Genomic DNA, 17,547 nt, shown 5'->3' with positions numbered 1-17,547 from the left:
TTTATCTACTCCTTCAAAACAGCTTCAATGTATTTTTGCGGGTATTGAAGTGTATCCGCTGCCTGATGAATATAAGGCGCTGCAAACTCTGTTCCGACACCAATTGCGAGTGAAAGGAGCAAAACAAGAACAACAGGATAAACCATTTTTTTAATATCAGGTTTCTCCTCCTTGTCCATGTCTTTTTCCTCTCCCCAAAAGGCGAATATAAATATTTTTACGATCGAATAAAGGACGAGAAGACTCGATAGCAAGACAAGCAACGCCATTCCAAATCGACCGGCTGTAAACGTACCCTCGGCAATTTTCAGCTTACCGACAAATCCGCTGAAAGGGGGGATTCCGGCGAGTGAAACTGCTGAGATAAGAAAAAGCCAGCCAGCCAATGGATATCTTTTGATCAAACCTCCCATTTTCTTCAGATTGTTCGTTCCGGCAATAACAAACAAAATACCTCCGAGCATAAACAGAGCCGCTTTAATAATCATGTCATGCAGCAAATAATAGATGGATCCTTGCAGGGCAGCAGGTGTGTTTGCCGCTACACCGATAAGAATGACACCTACTGCCGTAATAATATTATAAATAATAATTTTTTGTACATCCCAGTATGCGAGAGAGCCAATGACGCCAAATAGAATGGTGAGTGCAGACATCCACATTAGAACTTCATGGGTAAATCCGGTATCCTGTGTGAAAATTAGCGTAAATACTCTCGTAATTGCATAGACTCCTACCTTTGTGAGCAGTGCGCCAAAAAGGACAGCAACTGGTGCCGGCGGAGCGTAATATGAGCCGGGTAACCAGAAGTACAGAGGGAAGATGGCTCCTTTTAATCCGAAAACAATTAAGAACAAAATAGAAATGACAGTTATGATACCTGTGTCTTGCATTTCCGAAATTCTTACACTTAAATCGGCCATATTCAACGTACCCGTTACGGCATACAAATAAGCGACTGCTATGACAAAGAGAGCGGAAGAAATGATATTCACAACGATATATTTCAGAGATTCCCGAAGCTGAATCTTCGTACCGCCCAGCACGATTAAAACATAGGAAGCCATAAGCAAAACTTCAAAAAATACAAATAGGTTAAAAATATCTCCGGTTAAAAATGCTCCGCTTACACCGACCAATAAAAACTGAACGGCAGGATAGTAAAAATATTTTTCTCTCCCTTTTCCGATTGTACGAAAGGAATATAGGATAGTGAGAAACCCAATAATGGCAGTAGTCAGAACCAGTAGGCTTGCAAACTGATCAGCGACCAGTGTGATTCCAAAAGGGGCTTCCCAGCCTCCCACATATAAAGTCTGTATCCCGTCTGTAAAGACAGATTGTACAAGTAGTCCTGCAACAATAACAGCTGCAAAGGATGCAAGCGCACTGAACCATCTCTGTAGCAAAATATTTTTGTTCATAAATATTAATAGCACAGCTGCTAAAAGCGGTAGTAATATTGGCAGTATCACGAAATTATTCATTCTGATCATTTCCCCTCATTACATCCATGTCGTCTGTCTTTAACTCTTGATAGCCGCGAAAAGCCATGACCAGCAGCAAAGAAGTGACTCCAAACGAAATGACAATGGCTGTTAATATTAAAGCTTGAGGGAGCGGATCGACGTAAGAAGATGTTCCTTTATCAAGGATAGGTGCCGCTCCTCTTTTTAAGCCGCCCATGGTTAAGAGCAGCAAATGTACTCCGTGGCTGAGAAGAGCTGTACCCACAATGACTCGCAGCAAGCTCTTACTCAGCATAAGGTAGGTTGCTGTCATAAAAATAATTCCAATAACAATTGACATTAAAATTTCCACTATTCTTTCTCTCCAATCGTTTGAATAATGGTCATTGTGATGCCTACAACGACAAGATAAACCCCGATATCAAAAAGCACCGCTGTTGCAAGCTCCGTTTTACCGAGAATAGGCAGCTGAAAATACCCAAATGAATGGGACAAAAACGGAACATTAAACAGAAATGATCCGACCCCTGTTAAAATCGCAATTAATAAACCGGCAGCAGCCACGTAAATAAAATTAATTGGCAGAGCTTGTCTAACGGTTTTCAGATCATAAGCGAGCAATAGCAGAACGATAGCTGATGATGTCATTAACCCTCCAATGAATCCGCCGCCGGGGTTATTATGGCCTGCTAAAAACAAATGAAAAGAAAAAAGAAGGATGATGAAACTAGTTACCTTTGTGATGGTTTGCAGTATCAAATCGTTTGTATCGTGTCCGTTCATCTCTCTTCTCCCTCCTTGTTTACTTGCAGGTTAAGCAGTCCGTAAATTCCAAGAGCGGCGATAACGAGCACAGTTATCTCAAATAACGTATCAAATCCTCTAAAATCGACGAGAATGACGTTTACGATATTCTTGCCGCCAGCCAGCTTGTAGCTGTTTTCTATAAAAAAATCTGCAATGCTTTCTGAAGATCTTTGGCTTTGCGCTGCAATAGCAATTAAAGTGACAACGAGACCAACACCCGCTGATATGATCAAATTCGTCAGTTTAAACCTTACTGTTTTCGGTTTGAACCTTAGCTTTGGCAAATGGTAAAAGCACAGCAAGAACAAGGCGACTGAAATGGTCTCGATAATCAGCTGAGTAAGCGCCAAGTCAGGTGCTCGAAAGATAACAAAGAATAACGCGAGTGAATACCCCACGACTCCCAAGGCGATAATGGCCGCTAAGCGGGACCTGGCTAAGATAGTCGTCAAAGCTGATATAACCATGACTAGAGACAAGATCATTTCGTAAACCCCGATATTTGCCAAACCTTTCGTTTGAAAAGCAAAGCTTCCGGTAAAAATGAGCGTTCCGCCAAGCATAAGAATAAAGAAAACAAAAATATAATTTAAATAATCTCTTAAAAATCCCGTCATATACGTTTTTGTAATCTTACTTGATGTTTTCTGCAGTCCCGCCAACAGATGGTCGTACGCATTGTTTAATGAGAGCCTGTCAGGAAATGCACGGTAGATCCTTTTCCACTTAGGCAATGTTGCGTAAGCGATTATTCCAATTACAACAATTGCGATTGTCATAAGAAGTTCAGGCGAGAATAATCCGTGCCACCAGGTAATATGAACATCGAAATATTCTCCTTCCTTCAGAAGCCCCGGCAAAATTGCTGATACAGCAGGTTGAATCAGAGTATAGGCAATCAAACTTGGAAAGAAAAAAATAACAATCGCAAGTGATGCCAAAATAACCGGTGAGATCAGCATCCCAAGAGGAGCTTCATGGGCCGCTTTTTCTAATTTTTCTGGCTGATGCTTCCCTAAAAATGTTTTAAACAATAGTCGAATACTGTATATGAAAGTGAATACACTGCCAATCCAAGCAAGCACTGGGAAAAGCATTCCGTACGTATCAAAATTGAAAATATCAACTTCGGACAGGTGAAGCATACTTGTAAAAAACATTTCTTTACTTAAAAATCCATTAAAAGGGGGGAGCCCGGCCATTGAAAATGTTCCAATTAATGCAATTGTAAAGGTAATGGGCATGAGGGTCATAAGACCGCCAAGCTTGCGAATATCTCTTGTTCCTGTTTCATGATCAATGATTCCCGCCGCCATAAAGAGACTTCCTTTAAAGGTTGAGTGATTAATTAAATGAAAAATAGCAGCCACAATTGCAACTGAGTAATATTCAAAATGGTCATAATGGTAAGCTGCAGAACCGGCGCCGAGCATACTCATTATCATTCCGAGCTGGCTGACAGTTGAAAAGGCGAGAATCCCTTTCAGATCCGTTTGTTTCACAGCATGAAACGACCCCCAGAATAGCGTAAATATACCTGTCAGCGTAACAATCCACATCCATTCTGAGGTTAAAGCAAAGATAGGAGTGAATCTGGCAACAATATAAAGACCTGCCTTAACCATCGTCGCAGAGTGCAGGTAAGCACTGACTGGTGTCGGGGCTTCCATTGCGTCCGGCAGCCAGATGTAAAAAGGAAATTGTGCAGATTTTGTAAAAGCACCTAATAGGATCAGAATCAATGCCGGCAGTGCGTAAGGATGTGCGGCTATGATGTCTGCCTGCATCATCATTTCGTGAATGCTGAAGGTTTCTGTCATTATGTACAACAAAATGAATCCGCCAAGCATTGACAATCCGCCAAATACAGTAATTAATAATGATTTTGCTGCGCCATATCGGGAACGACTGCGTTGATTCCAAAAACCGATTAACAGGAAGGACGACAAGCTAGTGAGCTCCCAAAATAAATACAATACGAGAAGGTCATCGATTAGTACTACCCCGAGCATTGCTCCCATGAACATTAGGAAATAAACATAAAATGACCCTAAATCTTCTTTTTTCTTAGACATGTAATAGATACTATAAAGTGTCACTAATGCTCCTATCCCCGTAATCAAAAGAGCAAACAGCAGACTCAGTCCGTCTACTCTCGCTGTAAAATAAATCCCGAGTGACGGAATCCAATCGAAGGTTCTCGAAATTTCAATTCCGCTCATTGTTAACTTGATCATTTGAATAAAATAAACAAATAACAGCACAGGAAGGACAAGGACAAACCAACCAGTATGTATTTTACGTAAATATTTCGATAAGAAGGGGATAAAAAAAGCAAACAGAAGCGGTGACAAAATGGCGAGATGCAGCATTGACATGGTAAACCTCCTTCTTTAGCTAGTATTTGTTCAAATGCTGTAAAAAAATTACTTTGTATAGAAAAAGAATATTAAAGATCTTTTGACCTTGAAATTATTTTAACAAATGAAATGGAATTTGCATACTTTTAGAATTTTTCGCTCAAGCTGGAATAAGAGGTGGCATATGAAGATAAAAGCAATGATCAGTATCGGAATTTTCACTGTGATCTTAGGAGCGGCAGCATTATCAGAGTACAGGAATAAACTAAAAGAAATCGAAGAAACTGATATCCTTTTCCCGTTATACGTGGCAGATTTTGAGAATCAAGAGGTTCCTTTTGAAGCAAGAGAATATATCAGAGTTGTGAAAAGATAAGGCGAACCTTAGACCAGTGGGGGAATGCATTAGGAAATGCTAGTGGAGGCGTTGAAACAGGTAATTACCCGATTGTTACTACCCGAACTCTGGAACATTGAAATGCGGGATTAAAAAAGAACGGCGATTGCCGCTCTTTTCTTTTTCAGTTGAAAAATCTCAATAAAATCGTTGCGATAATGACAGTGGCTGCACCTCCCAGACGGGTAGAAATCTGTGCGAAGGGCATAAGTTCCATGCGGTTTGATGCAGAAAGGATCGCTACGTCTCCTGTGCCGCCAAGTCCGCTATGGCAGCCAGTCACAATCGCTGCATCGACAGGGAACATTTTCATCAGCTTTCCAACGAACCAGCCTGCACTAAACATCGATATTACGACAGTAGCGCAGATCAGCACGTAGGACAAGTCAATTACTTTTACTACATCATCTAATGGAATATAAAGCATTCCAAGTCCCACCATTAACGGATAGGTAAAGCTGGAAGACATTAGCTTGTAAAATTGCTGCGCTCCACTTTCGAGTTTCCCAGGAAGGAGCATCATATATTTCACAAGTGTTGCAAGAATAATCATTAAGATCGGTCCAGGAATGTGGACGAATTTTTCAAGCAGTCCGCCAACGACAAAGAATGAACACGCCAGAAGTACTCCCGCACCTATTAGCTTTAAATCAATTTTTAATGGAGCTTCTTTTTGATTGAAAATTGCGTCATCTTTATTTGATTTTACGAGACGGCCATTACCTGTTAGTTCAGGCTTTTTTTCGCCAAGCGATTTAAGCAGGCCTGCGGCGATAACTGCACAAATGTTGCCAATGACAGCTGCCGGAATAAGCTGAGAAACGAGCTGTTCGTTTGCCACGTTTAAGGTTCCGGCGTAGCCGATCGACAGCGGAAGTATCCCTTCTCCGATGCCTCCTGCGATAATCGGGACGATAATAAAGAAAAATGTCTCATAAACACTTCTGCCAAAAAGTACACCAACCAACAGTCCCGCACTAATTGCGGCAAACGTACCGGCGATTAGAGGGATAAACATACGAATGAAACCTTGCACTAAGACAATTCGGTTCATTCCTAGTATACTTCCAACGACTAAAGCGGCAATATAAAAATACAAAAAGTTAGCTGTTTTCATTAATGTTTCTGAGGCAGCTAACGCCGCGGGATTAATTACCTCATAAAACACCAGCAGTGACGGAACAAATAAGGACAAGATCGCAGGTCCGCCGATATTTTTTAGTATGGGGATTTTTTGGCCGATATCGCCAAGAAGCATCCCGATAATTATGATCACCGCAAACCCGCCCAGCATATTATTTGGAAGCTGGTGAAAATATGCCGCCAAAAAAATGATGATTGCTAAAATGACATATACCGGGAAGGAGATAACTCCGCCAATTTCCCATTTTAATAATTTTTGAAACACATTTAGGTTTTCATCGATCATTGTATTTTTTGTAACCGATTTCATTTCTTTTGATGTCAACATGTCTGTAACCCCCTTGTTTCGTTATTGTAAAAGAGAGGGGACATCTTTTGTATTTAATTAAATAAAAAAAGTTTTAATTAATTAAAATAATCGGAAAAGTCATTTATTTTTTTATTGTTAAAAATAACCGGCCGATAACAGCCGGTTACCTTAGGAGTTATTTATTTATCTTCTGCCTTTAATATAAGGGATGCCATTCGCTTTTGGAGCATCAGCACGTCCGATAAATCCTGTCAACGCCAATATTGTCAATACATATGGAGCAATTAACATGTAGACATTTGGTATTCCGCTGAAGAATGGCAATAATGATCCAATAATGCTTAAGCTTTGGGCAAATCCAAAAAACAATGCAGCACCAAGAGCGCCGAGCGGATTCCATTTCCCGAATACGAGAGCTGCCAATGCGATAAAACCCTGGCCCGTTATTGTTGAATGGCTAAAATCAAGAGAAATGGTAGTCGCGTATACCGCTCCACCAAGCCCGCCAAACATCCCGCTGATGAAAACAGCAAAATATCTTGTTTTAAAAACATTGATTCCCATTGTATCAGCGGCCATTGGATGCTCGCCTACCGAGCGTATTCTAAGCCCAAAGGGAGTCTTATAAATGATATACCAAGCAATAATGGCTAGGACAATGGCTAATACAGACGTATAGTACACATCAGAAAAAAGAATCTTCCCGATAAATGGTATTTCGCTTAAATAGGGGATGTTCACTTTATAAAAAGGTACAGGAATTTTATCTGTTTGTCCTTTATCAAAAAGTAATCTCACAAAGTAAAGAGTGGTCCCAAGTGCAAGCATATTCAACGCAACTCCGGTTACTGTCTGGTCTGAACGAAGGGTAACAGCGGCAACTGCAAGGATGAGGGAGAATATTCCGCCGGCTGCCATTGCAACGAGCAAGCCTACCCATGGTGTTGCCGAACCGAATATTTCTGCAAAAAAGATGTTGAATACGATGCCTGAAAAAGCTCCGATAATCATTAGCCCCTCAAGACCGATATTGATGACACCTGATCTTTCGGAAAAAACTCCGCCTAAGGCTGTCAAAATAAGCGGTGCAGAATAAACAAGGGTAGCAGGAACAATAATTGATAATATTTGCATCAAATCCACTTATTTATCCCCCTTTTTCGTTATTCTCGCACTAACGAGGCGGATTAAGTAGTTTGCCGCCACGAAAAGAATAATAATAGAGATAATAATGTCAACAACTTCAGTAGGTACTCCGGCTTCAAGCGGCATATTTAATGCCCCTACCTTTAAGGCGCCGAGAAGAGCTGCAGCAAGAACGACACCTACAGCAGTATTTCCGCCGAGTAAGGCAACAGCAATTCCATCAAAGCCGACTCCGGTAAACGCTCCTTTAACAGAGGCGTATTCAAACGTGCCCAGTCCTTCCATTGCACCGGCAAGACCTGCGAATGCTCCGGAAATTACCATTGCAGTGATGATATTTTTCTTAACACTCATGCCGGCATATGCAGAAGCGTGTTTATTTAATCCAACAGCTTTTAACTCAAAACCTTTTGTTGTTTTCTCTAAAATAAACCACATAATGATGGCGCCAATAATGGCTACTACAATTCCCCAATGCATTCTTGAATTAAAAGTTGCCTCTTCAAAAATAGAAGAGCGGAGCGACGCTGTTTCTGCAATTCTGCCTGTCTTGTCCTTATGATCAGTTAGTACATTTGAGATTATGTAGTTTGTCACATGAAGGGCTACATAGTTCATCATGATCGTTACGATAACCTCATGGACATAAAAACGAGCTTTTAAAAATCCCGGTATGAATCCCCATAAACCACCTGCGAGTGCTGCAATAAGCAGGGAAAGAGGGAGGTGAATGTATGCTGGTGCATGAATAGTCGTACCTGCCCATACTGCAGCCGTCCAGCCAACGAGGACCTGGCCTTCAACGCCAATATTGAACAGCCCTGCGCGAAAGGCAAAGGCAACCGCCAGTCCTGACAGGATATAAGGTGTAATTTGCCTTACTGTTTCACCCATTGTCCAAGTATCTGCAAAAATTCCGTTCCAAAGAGCCGAGTACCCGTTAGCCAAGTTGTATCCGCTCATCATCATAATTACCGCCCCAACAATTAATCCAAGTGCAATTGCTGTAATAGGGACGAGGATGTTGTTTAATCGTTTAAACATTAGCTTCGTTCCCCGCTTCCTTTTTCGTACTGCCGGCCATAAGCAGACCTAATTCCTGTTCTGATGTATCTTTCGGATCTACAATTGCGATAATGCTCCCTTCAAACAAAACGGCGATTCGGTCGCTGACATTTAAAATTTCATCTAATTCAAAAGACAAGAGAAGGACAGCTTTGCCATTGTTTCTTTGATCGATCAACCGTTTGTGAATAAATTCAATCGCACCGACATCCAGTCCGCGTGTCGGCTGGGCTGCGATTAACAAATCGGGGTCACGGTCAACTTCTCTGCCGATAATCGCTTTTTGCTGGTTTCCGCCGGATAGAGCTCTGGCTTCAGTATATTCATTCGGAGTTCTCACATCGAATTCACTGATTAACTGTTTTGCCTTTTCATAGATTTTTTTGTAATTCAAAATGCCGTTTTTTGAATAAGGCGGGAGATAATAGTTTTGTAGTATCATATTTATTCCGATTGGAAAGTCGAGAACAAGTCCGTGCTTGTGCCTGTCTTGCGGGATATGGCCGACTCCCTGCTGGGTAATCTTTCTAGGCGGCGTATTTTGAATCTCTTTCCCGTTTAACGAAATCGTTCCTGAATCGGATTTCCGCAAGCCTGTGATCGCTTCAATTAATTCTGATTGTCCGTTTCCGTCTACCCCGGCCAGTCCGACAATTTCTCCGGCTCTGATTGATAGATTTAAGTTTTTGACAGCATCAACGCCACGAATATCCTTAACTGAAAGGTTTTTGATGGATAACACTTCTTCAGCAGGGATTGCTTCATCCTTTACCGTTTTAAATGAAACATCGCGGCCAACCATTAAACTAGCAAGTTCATCCTGATTCGTATTGCTTACATTCAGTGTTTTGATGCCTTTTCCTTTTCGAATAACTGTGACTCTTTCACAAACAGCCAGAATTTCTTTTAATTTATGAGTGATAAGGATAATCGATTTTCCTTCATTAATCAGATTTTTCATAATCTGCATAAGCTCAGTTATTTCTTGCGGAGTCAGTACCGCAGTAGGCTCATCAAAGATAAGAATATCTGCTCCACGGTACAGTGTCTTTAAGATTTCAACCCTCTGCTGCATGCCTACGGAAATATCCGAAATCTTTGCATCGGGATCGATTTGCAGCCCGTATTGATCTGATAATTTTTTAATCTCTCTGGACGCGCTTTTCACGTCCATTTTCCCCATCTTGCTGGGTTCTTTTCCAAGAATGATATTTTCTGTGACTGTAAAGGTATCGACGAGCATAAAATGCTGATGGACCATACCGATTCCAAGGTCATTTGCTATATTAGGATTCGTGATTTTGACAGGCTTCCCATCGACCCGTATTTCGCCTTTTTCCGGCTGGTATAATCCGAAAAGAACATTCATCAGTGTCGATTTTCCAGCTCCGTTTTCTCCTAATAGTGCATGGATTTCACCTTTTTTCACCTGCAGGGTGATATCATCATTGGCGACAATCCCGGGAAATTCTTTACGTATATTCAACATTTCAATAACGTAATCCACCGCTAAATCGCTCCCTCTATGAAATTGAGATATCAACAAAAGAAAAGCTGCAGGTATGAATTGCAACTTTTCCTTTACCTTCTCCAATTTAGATTTTCGTATGTCTTTCACTCGAAAAAAGGGGGATAAGGTAAAGCCTTATCCCGGTTTGTATCCTATTTTTTCATAAATTCTTTTAATTCTTCATCTGTAGAAGGAGCGGTTACGTCACCGCTAAGTAGTTTTTGCTTCCACTCATCCACTGATTTTACTGTATCCTCAGAAAGATTTTCAGTATGCTCGGAAATTCCGATGCCGTCTTCTTTCAGGCCGTATTGCAGGATTTCACCGCCAGGGAAGTTTCCTTCGTTCGATTTTTTCGCAACGTCTTCAACAGCTAAATCGACACGCTTAACCATGGAAGTTAATGTTACGTTTGAATCGGTTCCCGGTACGTTGCCTTCTTCATACTGGTCTCTATCAACACCGATAACCCATACTTTTCGGTTTTTATCTTGCTTTTTCAGGTTGATGGCTTCTGTAAATACACCGTTGCCAGTTCCGCCTGCTGCTTGGTAAATAACGTCAACTCCTGATTTGTACATGCTTTCCGCGATTGACTTTCCAAGCTCTGGCTTACCGAAGTCACCGGCATATTTCGCTTGTACTACTGCATCTGGATTTACTGAATGAACACCAGCTTTGAATCCTGCTTCAAACTTTTTAATCAATTCGGAATCCATACCGCCGACAAAACCGATTTTATTGGATTCGGTAGACAAGCCCGCTGCTACTCCGACAAGGAACGATCCTTCATTCTCTTTAAAGGTGATGCTAGCCACGTTATCCTTCTTCACTACTGAATCGATAATGGCAAAGTTTGTATCTTTTTGCTGGTCAGCAACATCTGATAGCGGTTCAGCAAGAAGATAGCCAACACCATAGATCAATTGGAATTTTTGTCGGACCATTTGGTTTAAGTTCGTTGTATAGTCCGCATCACTTTCAGACTGGACATAATCGTAGCCTTTCTTACCTTTTTCAAGGCCGGTATCCTTACCAAACTTTTGAATGCCTTCCCAAGCAGATTGGTTAAACGATTTATCGTCAACTCCGCCAGTATCAGTTACCATACCAACTGTGAAATCCGATTTTCCTCCTGTACTATCACCGGAAGAACTTTCATTATTGCTGCCGCATGCAGTAAGGAAAGTTCCAGCAGCTAAGACTAAAGAAAGGGCAAGTCCTACTTTTCGCTTTTTCAAATTAAAAAACCCCCTGTAATTAAATTATCAGCGATTAAGACGGTTCAGTGACTCAGCAGATGTTATAAAGAAGGCGATCTAAGGTGGATTTCAAGAAGAGAAGGGAGAAAAGACCTGTTTCTTCAAGGGGAATATGTCACTTTCTCTTTTTTTATGTGACAATATTACTATTATGTATGCTGCCCATCTTTGTTTTTTCTTCGGCTCAGACCTCTGACGCAGGATCATAATCACCTAATCATTCATAATTTATCACTTTAAGATAAATAAATAAATAGGTAATTGTGCAAATTGAAAAAATTTTTTCGGAAAATGAATTTTATAGGAAGGATTTCATTTTTCATTGATAAAAAAGCTTCTATACTATATTCTTCTATAACAAATAAAATGAAATTGCTATTAATTTGTAATAAAATATAACATTAATTTTTACAATTACTGTGATAGTATAAAAAACTAAAGATAATGAATCATGTTATTTATTTCCTTATAATTGATTTTGTATTGAAAAACAGGTCTTCCTACGGTACCGTATGCCATTTCGACGTGAACAACTTGAATATCTTCTAAAAATTTCAAATACTTTCTGGTGGAAACCTGAGAAATTTCTGTTTGCTTCGCCACGTCTTCTGTCGTAAAGTTTTCACTGTGAAACGAAAGAATGCTGTTCCAAATCAGCTTTAACGTACTTTTTGTCAGACCTTTTGGAAGCTGTGTTTTGTCTGGGGACCCTTTTTTCAGCAGCAATTCTTGATCCAAATCTTTTTGGTTGAAGCCGCTTTTGTTCAAGAAAATCTCCTGTTTTCTTTTGTACTCGTTCAAAGCTGAGTGAAATCGTTCATTTTCAAAAGGCTTGATCAAATAATCAACCGCACCAAGCCTCATCGCTTTACGGATGATATCGCCTTCACTTGCGGCTGATATGATGAGGACATCCACTGATTCATCCTGTGTTCGAATTTCCTGCAAAAGCTCAATGCCATTTTTACCCGGCATATAAATGTCGAGTAGCACCAAATCCACTTGATGCGATTTAATAAATTGAAGGGCATGCTGATAGGACGAAGCAATTCCTATAATATTAAAGCCTTCGAGCTGTTGTATATACCGTTTGTTTAACTCACCTACCATTGGATCATCTTCTACGATTAGAACGTCAATCATTTTTTTCCTCCTTCTGGATGTATGGAATTCTGATGCTGAAGGCTGATCCCTCGCCTTTTTCACTAATGAGGACGATATGTCCGTTCAATCTCTCAACGCTTTGCTCCACCAAATACAGGCCGTAGCCTCTGTTTTTTCCCTTTGTAGAGTATCCCTGCTCAAACATTTTTGATTGTTCTTCTTTTGATATTCCTGTTCCTGAATCAATCACCTCGATAAAAAGCTGATCGTTTTTATACTTAAGAGATAATGATATTTCTTTTATTTCTGATGCTGAGACAGCGTCCAGCGCATTATTTAATAAATTACCGATCGCAGTGATTAAATCATGGATGACAGAAGAGACAGAGGTATTCGGAATGACAGATTCACACACGATTTGTAAAGAAGCCCCTTGTTCTCTTATATAGCTTTGTTTACCAAGCAAGAACCCCGCAAGAACAGGGTTTTTGATTCGGTTGATCACCTCGGTTGTTACTGTTTGCTGATTTATCGCAATATCCTTTATATACTCGCCGAGCTCGTCGTAATCTTTTAAGCGGACGAGACCAAGAATGACATGAAGCTTGTTCATAAATTCATGGGATTGGGCTCTTAAAGCATTGGCATACATTTTAATCCCCGTTAATTGTTCCATCAGATGCTTGACCTCAGTTTTATCCCGGAAGGTAGCAATGGCTCCGACAATTTCTCCTTTTAATTGGATGGGGACTTCATTAAAAACAAGCTCCAAGCCGTTCATTCGAATGATCCTGTCGTTTTGCGGTTTTTTTGATTCAATTACCTGCAAGAGCTTGCTGTTTGGCAGAAGTTTTTTCAGTTCTTGATTTAACGGATTTTTGCTGATCCCCATTTTTGAAAACAGACGCTTTGCCTCTGCGTTTACGAGCGTAATTTTTCCTGTTTTATCAATGGCCAGGATGCCTTCTTTTGTAGATTCAAGCATGGCGCTTCGTTGTTTTAATATGGTAGCTATTTCATCCGGCTCCATGCCGAACATCAAGTTCTTAACCTTTCGTGCGACAAAAACAGCCCCAATTACACCTACACCTAAGCTAATAAAGATAGCAAAATATAAGGGCAATAAATGAGCAGTAATAATATCGTTAATTTCATCCATGGTAATTCCCACTGCTACAGCTCCAACTTGATCTCCTTCATTATTATAGATAGGAATAAAAGCCCTAAGCGAGTCTCCAAGTGTGCCCGAAGCAGTTGAGATATGTTCTTTTCCTGAGAGTACCGGTTTTTCGTCTCCTCCGGAAAATCGTTTGCCGATTTTCGATGGATCCGGATGGGTTAGTCTTATCCCGTTCATATTCATGACGACAATAAATTTTGTCTCGGTGATTTTCTGTATGTGGTTCGTATAATCCTCCAATTCATCGAAATCCTTGGTTTCAAAGGCTTCCTTAACCATATTGGATTCAGCAACCATTTTTGCTGTATGTACTGCAACCATTTTTTCTTGGTCATGGATATTCCGTTCGGTGTCTATGCTGATGAAAACCAAGGTGATTAATAGGGATATCAGAACTACAATACAAACAAATAGTGTTAAACGGGTTTGGAGTCGCAATGTTTTTCTCAAAAAGAACTCTCCTTATGAAAGAGTATAGATAGAAAATCTATAAAGTATACTTTACAGAGAAAAGGTTGATTTGTGAAGAAAGAAGAGGTATTGAAAAGCGGACTCTGATCAGGGGGAACTTCTTCTTGTCAATCCTTGTCATGTCGTCCATAATAAGTGAGGAATGCTACAGAAAGGGTAATACTATGAAAAACACTTATTTTACTAGCTATTTTCCACTTATTTCGATTTTGTTATTCAGCGCCTCGTGTTCACTGGCAGCGACTGCGTATGTTACCGAGCTGTTACAAACATATAGTATTTACAATGGCATGCTTGAGTTTCTTTCAGCTAATGAAATCCGGATCGGTTTATTTATCGTGTTCGCTCTTATATTTTTTATGTTGTTTTCAGCTCTTAAATTGATCGCTGATACGATAACGGAGCTGGCGCTGCTCTTTTTTTCCAAAGATCCTGAAGGGGAGAATTTGAAAAAAATCCGGATTGGATCCGTGTTTTATTTAGGATCAAGCCTAGTGTCTCTCGCATTCATCCAGCAGCCGCTTTTCATCTTGGCTGTAATATTGATAGCGACGCTGTCTTATTTTATTTTCATTGTTTACAAGATTCAAGCGACGCTTTCGCTTGTTTCTTTGATCGGGTTTATCTTATTTGAATTAATTTTTTGGTTTGCTTTTGTTATGGCAATTTTTTATGTCGTTATTAAGCTCTATAACAGTATTATGGCCAGCTTACCTGTGTAAGCCGGCCATTTTATTCGTGTAAAAATCGTTTCTTCGTGTCCTTGGTTGGTATCATGCAATGTTCTTGTTTTCCAAACCATTTATAACGATTTTTTGCAATATAGCTGTAGATGGCATCTCTGAACGGTTTTGGAATAACAATAAGCAGGTAAGCCCATTTCCACGCTCTGTTTAAATATCGGAGGGTTTTTAGAGCCGCGGTCGATTTTGTCCGGATTTTACCATTTTCAATCATGATAAAGGTATCAAAATCACTTTTGGGCAGCTCATGCCGTTCCAGAAGCTTCTGACCGATTGAAGACTGTAACGAAGCAAAGGAGATCCGGGCTTGCGGATCTCTTTTAATAATAAATTGGACAGCTCCGTTGCATAGGTTGCAAACCCCGTCGAACAATATAATCGGTTGTTGTTCATCCATCAGAAACATCCCCCCTTTAATAGGAAATATTCATAGTCTGTCTCCAAATAGATAAATGCGGTCCTGATTTGTAGATAGATTCCACGTTTCCGAGCTGATCTTTTCCGACCCAGACCCCCATGGAGTATTGATCGGTTAGGCCTATAAACCAAATGTCATGGTAGTCGTTTGACGTGCCTGTTTTGCCGCCGATGTAAGGGGAGGAGAAGTTTGCTTTTCTCCCGGTCCCTTCCTTAACAACGGCAGTCAGAAGCTTTCTCATTTGATCGTTGGTTCTTTTGCTGAAAATCTGCTGCGGCTTATCCTTCCATTCGTATAATACTTTACCTTTTAAATCAGTCACTTTTTTTATCGCATGGCTTTTCGTATAGCTTCCGTCATTGGCAAAGGTCGTATACGCATCTGTCATTTCTAAAGGAGAGACACCAACGGTCAATCCGCCAAGAGCGGACGGCAGCCGGTAGTCTTCCTTATGCAATTCCTGGAAATGATAGGGTTCAAGATAGCTAAAGCCTGTTTTCACACCAATTCTGTCGAGTATTCTGACAGCGGGTGTGTTGTACGAATATTTAAAGGCAGTTCTTAACGAAACGGTTCCGTACGTTTTTTCATTATAATTGTTTGGGCAATACTCGTTACTGCAAAATTTTCTTGCATCGATTAAGCTATTTGTGGTTGCACCCGTTTCTTCAATGTATGGTCCATAGTCAAGCAAAGGCTTAATAGAAGAGCCGGGTTGTCGAAAGGCTTGATACGCGCGGTTGAAATCAAATTTTTGATAGTCTTTACCGCCGGAAAGTGCTGTGATTTGATGGGTTTGATGATTGATAACGACGGCAGCACCTTGGATGTCCTGATAGGGCAGCATAGAATTTACCCGTTCAGTCACGCGTTTTTGCATATAAGGATCCATTGCGGTATATATCTTCACGCCGCTTTTTAGAACGGTACTTATCCGTTTGTTCAGCTCTTCTTCAATGGCTTTTTTTTCTTCTGGCTTTGCCTTATTAATTCTCTTATTGTAGCCTTCGTTCTCGGCTACCAATTCTTTAAATTCGTCATTGACGTAGGTTACATAGTCGGGAAAAACATTTTTCTTCTCTTTTATGCTTAGCTTTATGTCTTCTGCTGCAGCGCTTTTTAATTCTTTATCTGAAATTTTTCCCGCTTTTTTTAAGCCGTCCAATAATCGGATTTGCCGGTCTTTCGTGTGATCAAAATGCTTTAACGGATCATATAATGAAGGATTATTAGGAATTGCACAAATAAATGCCATCTCTGCCAGAGTTAGAGATTTCAGCGGTTTGTTAAAGTAATACTCTGCTGCTGAGCCGATTCCATAAACACCATGATTAAAGAAAATGGTGTTTAGATAATAATAGAGAATTTCATCCTTTGAAAGCTCTTTTTCCAATTGGTAGGAATACAATAGCTCAGTTAGCTTTCTGTTATACGTTCGTTCGTGATTTAAGTATAGATTTCTTGAAAGCTGTTGGGTAATCGTGCTTCCGCCTTGGTCAATTTCACCCTTTTTCAGGTTAGCCAGTGCCGCCCTGGCAATGCCATTAAAGTCAATGCCTCTGTGTTCATAAAAATTCTGGTCTTCAGAGGTTAGAAAGATATTCTTTACAGCATCGGGGATATCTTCAAAGGGGACAATCATTCGATTCTCATCGTTCACCACTTCAGAAATCAAGTCTTCATCTCGGTCGTAGATGTAGCTGTTTTGAACGAGATCTATTTTTGATAGCTCTACTTTCTCATCTAAAACCTGTCCCAAAGATTTCATTTGACCAACTTCTTCTCCGGAACGGATTAAAGCTAACACAAATAATGGAATCAGGCATGCTAGCATGATCCATCCTAAGGCTGCTCGCAATATCGTCACTCTCTTTCTACTTAATCTAGCCATATCGTACCATTATTTCCAGGTAGCGAGAAGAAAAAAGTTATTGAATCAAAGATTTGTAGTCAGCTTGTTTTCGAGAGTAACTAGTTTTTGCTCACTTTTTGCTTTCATAGCAAGCATCCTCCTTAAAAAGAAAAATACGTTTTTTTAGTAACAGGTTTCACTCCAAATAGGGCTAGTTGAACAGGATAATGAACGAAGGCAAAAGCACAAGAGGAAGCTTTCACTATCACAATCCTGTACGCCGGAAAATCCCCACAGAATGAAGGTTCAC

The 17,547-nt window shown here is 40.3% G+C and carries 15 protein-coding genes; 2 read left to right on the top strand and 13 right to left on the bottom strand.

Annotated features, from left to right (window positions below; translation table 11 throughout):
* Positions 1-5: 5 nt before the first annotated feature.
* From JOC74_RS07460 to JOC74_RS07445, 4 genes are read right to left on the bottom strand one after another with little or no spacing between them, the layout of a single operon-like run.
* Entirely contained in the window at positions 6-1,487 is a 1,482-nt protein-coding gene (locus JOC74_RS07460; protein ID WP_053603986.1) for a Na+/H+ antiporter subunit D, read from the bottom strand.
* On the bottom strand, positions 1,480-1,821 hold the full coding sequence (locus JOC74_RS07455; protein WP_053603985.1) for a Na(+)/H(+) antiporter subunit C: 342 nt from the start codon (positions 1,819-1,821) through the stop codon (positions 1,480-1,482). The genes JOC74_RS07460 and JOC74_RS07455 overlap by 8 nt, the downstream gene beginning before the upstream one ends.
* On the bottom strand, positions 1,821-2,252 hold the full coding sequence (locus JOC74_RS07450) for a Na(+)/H(+) antiporter subunit B (protein WP_053603984.1): 432 nt from the start codon (positions 2,250-2,252) through the stop codon (positions 1,821-1,823). The genes JOC74_RS07455 and JOC74_RS07450 overlap by 1 nt, the downstream gene beginning before the upstream one ends.
* Positions 2,249-4,654, bottom strand: a complete 2,406-nt coding sequence (locus tag JOC74_RS07445; RefSeq protein ID WP_053603983.1) for a Na+/H+ antiporter subunit A — start codon at positions 4,652-4,654, stop codon at positions 2,249-2,251. Before JOC74_RS07445 ends, JOC74_RS07450 begins: the two co-directional genes overlap by 4 nt.
* A gap of 166 nt (positions 4,655-4,820) precedes the next feature.
* Between JOC74_RS07445 and JOC74_RS07440 the strand changes: the two genes are divergently transcribed.
* Entirely contained in the window at positions 4,821-5,012 is a 192-nt protein-coding gene (locus tag JOC74_RS07440) for a hypothetical protein (protein ID WP_053603982.1), read from the top strand.
* A gap of 145 nt (positions 5,013-5,157) precedes the next feature.
* On the opposite strand, the gene JOC74_RS07435 is transcribed toward JOC74_RS07440, so the two are convergent.
* From JOC74_RS07435 to malK, 7 genes are all read right to left on the bottom strand, one after another.
* Complete coding sequence (locus tag JOC74_RS07435; protein ID WP_376773384.1) at positions 5,158-6,462, bottom strand: 2-hydroxycarboxylate transporter family protein; 1,305 nt, start codon at positions 6,460-6,462, stop codon at positions 5,158-5,160.
* A gap of 207 nt (positions 6,463-6,669) precedes the next feature.
* Complete coding sequence (locus JOC74_RS07430) at positions 6,670-7,629, bottom strand: ABC transporter permease (RefSeq protein ID WP_053603980.1); 960 nt, start codon at positions 7,627-7,629, stop codon at positions 6,670-6,672.
* Positions 7,630-8,676 (bottom strand): ABC transporter permease, encoded by a 1,047-nt coding sequence (locus JOC74_RS07425; RefSeq protein WP_053603979.1) that lies wholly within the window; start codon positions 8,674-8,676, stop codon positions 7,630-7,632.
* Positions 8,669-10,204 (bottom strand): guanosine ABC transporter ATP-binding protein NupO, encoded by a 1,536-nt coding sequence (locus JOC74_RS07420; protein ID WP_053606093.1) that lies wholly within the window; start codon positions 10,202-10,204, stop codon positions 8,669-8,671. Before JOC74_RS07420 ends, JOC74_RS07425 begins: the two co-directional genes overlap by 8 nt.
* Before the next feature lie 155 nt (positions 10,205-10,359).
* Positions 10,360-11,448, bottom strand: a complete 1,089-nt coding sequence (locus JOC74_RS07415) for a BMP family lipoprotein (protein ID WP_053603978.1) — start codon at positions 11,446-11,448, stop codon at positions 10,360-10,362.
* Between the two features lie 456 nt (positions 11,449-11,904).
* A complete protein-coding gene (locus JOC74_RS07410) occupies positions 11,905-12,612 on the bottom strand; it encodes a response regulator (RefSeq protein WP_053603977.1) in 708 nt (235 codons plus the stop codon).
* Positions 12,605-14,203, bottom strand: coding sequence for a malate sensor histidine kinase MalK (gene malK, locus JOC74_RS07405; RefSeq protein WP_053603976.1), 1,599 nt, complete (start codon positions 14,201-14,203; stop codon positions 12,605-12,607). Before malK ends, JOC74_RS07410 begins: the two co-directional genes overlap by 8 nt.
* Before the next feature lie 185 nt (positions 14,204-14,388).
* On the opposite strand from malK, the gene JOC74_RS07400 reads away from it, so the two are divergent.
* On the top strand, positions 14,389-14,946 hold the full coding sequence (locus JOC74_RS07400) for a DUF5366 family protein (protein ID WP_053606092.1): 558 nt from the start codon (positions 14,389-14,391) through the stop codon (positions 14,944-14,946).
* A 10-nt stretch (positions 14,947-14,956) separates the two neighbouring features.
* On the opposite strand, the gene JOC74_RS07395 is transcribed toward JOC74_RS07400, so the two are convergent.
* Positions 14,957-15,367 (bottom strand): thiol-disulfide oxidoreductase DCC family protein, encoded by a 411-nt coding sequence (locus tag JOC74_RS07395; RefSeq protein WP_098945307.1) that lies wholly within the window; start codon positions 15,365-15,367, stop codon positions 14,957-14,959.
* A 13-nt stretch (positions 15,368-15,380) separates the two neighbouring features.
* Entirely contained in the window at positions 15,381-17,276 is a 1,896-nt protein-coding gene (locus tag JOC74_RS07390) for a transglycosylase domain-containing protein (RefSeq protein ID WP_225970216.1), read from the bottom strand.
* Positions 17,277-17,547 lie beyond the last annotated feature (271 nt).

The sequence above is a fragment of the Bacillus capparidis genome (genome assembly GCF_017832095.1).
Taxonomy (GTDB): Bacteria; Bacillota; Bacilli; order Bacillales; family Bacillaceae; genus Bacillus; species Bacillus gobiensis.
Note: the sequence above shows the minus strand (reverse complement) of the source record. Positions and strands in the feature narration are given on the sequence as shown.

What these genes read in the sequence shown, in the direction of transcription:
- JOC74_RS07460 (WP_053603986.1), bottom strand. Translation starts at nt 1,487, where the DNA reads ATGAATAATTTCGTGATACTGCCAATATTACTACCGCTTTTAGCAGCT.
- JOC74_RS07450 (WP_053603984.1), bottom strand. Translation starts at nt 2,252, where the DNA reads ATGAACGGACACGATACAAACGATTTGATACTGCAAACCATCACAAAG.
- JOC74_RS07445 (WP_053603983.1), bottom strand. Translation starts at nt 4,654, where the DNA reads ATGTCAATGCTGCATCTCGCCATTTTGTCACCGCTTCTGTTTGCTTTT.
- JOC74_RS07440 (WP_053603982.1), top strand. Translation starts at nt 4,821, where the DNA reads ATGAAGATAAAAGCAATGATCAGTATCGGAATTTTCACTGTGATCTTA.
- JOC74_RS07435 (WP_376773384.1), bottom strand. Translation starts at nt 6,462, where the DNA reads ATGATCGATGAAAACCTAAATGTGTTTCAAAAATTATTAAAATGGGAA.
- JOC74_RS07425 (WP_053603979.1), bottom strand. Translation starts at nt 8,676, where the DNA reads ATGTTTAAACGATTAAACAACATCCTCGTCCCTATTACAGCAATTGCA.
- JOC74_RS07410 (WP_053603977.1), bottom strand. Translation starts at nt 12,612, where the DNA reads ATGATTGACGTTCTAATCGTAGAAGATGATCCAATGGTAGGTGAGTTA.
- JOC74_RS07400 (WP_053606092.1), top strand. Translation starts at nt 14,389, where the DNA reads ATGAAAAACACTTATTTTACTAGCTATTTTCCACTTATTTCGATTTTG.
- JOC74_RS07390 (WP_225970216.1), bottom strand. Translation starts at nt 17,276, where the DNA reads ATGGCTAGATTAAGTAGAAAGAGAGTGACGATATTGCGAGCAGCCTTA.